Annotated in this window: 4 protein-coding genes; all 4 read left to right on the plus strand. The window is 38.2% G+C overall.

Translation table 11 applies throughout. The features are described 5' to 3' along the window. On the plus strand, positions 1-411 hold a 411-nt coding region (thyA, locus tag AC6F8J_RS14645), incomplete at its 5' end, for a thymidylate synthase (protein WP_500724369.1). 9 nt (positions 412-420) lie between these two features. Beyond that, complete coding sequence (locus tag AC6F8J_RS14650) at positions 421-915, plus strand: dihydrofolate reductase (protein WP_500724370.1); 495 nt, start codon at positions 421-423, stop codon at positions 913-915. Positions 916-1,151: 236 nt separating this feature from the next. Continuing rightward, positions 1,152-1,652, plus strand: a complete 501-nt coding sequence (msrC, locus tag AC6F8J_RS14655; protein ID WP_500724371.1) for a free L-methionine (R)-S-oxide reductase MsrC — start codon at positions 1,152-1,154, stop codon at positions 1,650-1,652. Between the two features lie 42 nt (positions 1,653-1,694). Beyond that, positions 1,695-2,475 (plus strand): insulinase family protein (locus AC6F8J_RS14660; protein ID WP_500724372.1); only part of this gene is annotated, 781 nt, incomplete at its 3' end.

The following is a 2,475-nucleotide window of genomic DNA, read 5'->3' on the forward strand; positions in this document are numbered from 1 at the left end:
ACCAACATATATGTCCATTCAGATTTAAGCGAGATGAACCTTTACCCATGTGCCTATAGCATGACTTTTAATGTAACAGGCAAAAAGTTAAATGGCATCTTAAATCAAAGATCCAATGATGTCCTAGCAGCCAACAACTGGAATGTGGTACAATATGCGGTATTAATGCATATGCTGGCTCAGGTATCGGACCTGGAAGTGGGAGAATTGCTACATGTGATTGCCGACGCTCATATTTATGATCGTCATATAAAACATGTTAAAACATTGATAGAAAGAGAAGCGTATGATCCCCCAATCTTTCGAATGAACCCTAATGTCAAAGACTTTTATGATTTTAAGGTGGAGGATTTTGAACTCATAGACTATAAGCGAGGCAAACAAATCAAAGGCATAGAAATTGCCATATAGGAGGACGACATGGTATTGATTGTTGCAGTGGATGATAAATTCGGTATCGGTCGAGACGGGAACCTTCTAACCTATTTACCGGAGGATTTGGCCTATTTTAAGGCGATGACAATGGATAAGACCATTGTCATCGGCCGTAAAACACTAGAGTCTTTTAAGAAGGGTGCGCCTTTACCAAAAAGACAACACATTGTTATGACGCGTACAAAAACCTATGAACACCCAAGAATTACAAGTGTCTCATCTGTTGAACAGCTCCTTAAAACAGTTGAAATCTATCATCCGGAAGAGGTTTTTGTATCCGGTGGTGGTAACATTTATGAGCTTTTACTACCCTATTGTCAGAAAGCCTATGTGACCATGATAGAGGCGGATCTTAAGGCAGACACATTCATGCCGGATATACGTAGGCTTAAAGAATGGCGATGTACAGAAAAAGGTCCATGGCTTAAGACGCCGGACTTTAGATACAGACATACGACATGGGTACGAGAAATATCATAATTGGAAAGACCTTCCTATTGATATGCTACCTTCTAAGTATCAAGTGTTTTATTATTTTACTTGTATACCTATAAGGGAGTGGTTCACTTAGAGAGGGTCTTTTTAATTGTATAATCTAAGCCAGCTTGTTAAAATATTTTTATAAATTGCGATTTTCCTTTATCTATAAGACATCCAATGTTAAAATAGAATCAATATCAATTGAAATCGAATCAATTGAACCTAAGGAGGCAGCTATGTTCGATTTATCATCCATATGTTCTAAAGATTATGCAAATTTTTACGCTGATATCAAGGATTTTGCGGATGGTCTTTTTTATGATGAAAGAGATGCTTTAGCTAATATGAGCAACCTAGCATCTTTACTATACCATACACTGGGTGATATTAATTGGGTTGGATACTATCTTTTTAAGTCAGGTGAGCTGGTCCTTGGCCCATTTCAAGGGAAGCCGGCGTGTGTGAGGATTAGCATAGGAAAAGGTGTCTGCGGAACAGCCGCAATGAAGCGAGAAACCCTTCGGATTCCTGATGTACATCAATTTGAAGGTCATATTGCATGTGATGGAGACACCAAGGCTGAACTGGTGATCCCCATGATAAAAAAGGGTGTTTTACTTGGTGTTCTAGACATAGACAGCACATCAAAAAACCGTTTCAGCGAAGAAGACCAAAAAGCACTGGAGAACATTGTAGACAAACTACTTGTGGCCAGTGACTTCGTTTTGAAACTTTGATCAAAATCAAGATAATGACTAAAGATAACAAGGAGGCAGTATATGGAATACAAACATTATAAAATAATAAAAGAAGAAAAAATAGAGGCATTAAATGGCCTGGGATTATTATTAGAACATGAAAAAAGTGGTGCCAGAATCATGGTGGTAAAAAATGACGATGAAAATAAAACCTTTAACATCATATTTAGAACACCCCCTAAGGATGATACAGGTTTACCTCATATTCTAGAACACTCTGTACTCTGTGGTTCACGGAAATACCCAGTCAAAGACCCTTTTGTTGAGTTGGCAAAAGGGTCACTTAACACTTTTCTAAACGCCATGACATACCCCGATAAAACCATGTATCCTGTTGCCAGCTGCAACAATCAGGATTTTAGAAATCTTGTAGATGTATATATGGACGCGGTACTTTATCCTAATATCTATAAGGATCCTCGTATTTTGCAACAAGAAGGTTGGCACTATGAACTGGAAGCAATAGAAGGCAACGTGACTTATAACGGTGTGGTTTATAATGAAATGAAAGGTGCCTCATCCAACCCGGAACAGGTCCTTTTTAGACAGATACAAACCGCGCTTTTCCCCAACCATCCTTATGGTTATGATTCGGGTGGCGAACCGGATGCCATTACAGATTTGACTCAAGAACAATTTTTGGATTTTCATAGAACTTACTATCATCCCAGTAACAGCTATATATTTTTCTATGGTGACTTAGATGTAACAGAACAGTTGTCCTGGTTAAATGAAGCCTATCTAAATGACTTCGAAAAAATTGAAGTAGACTCTGAGTTGGTCAAAGTTGAGCCTTTTAAAA

This window comes from Petrocella sp. (assembly GCF_059865615.1).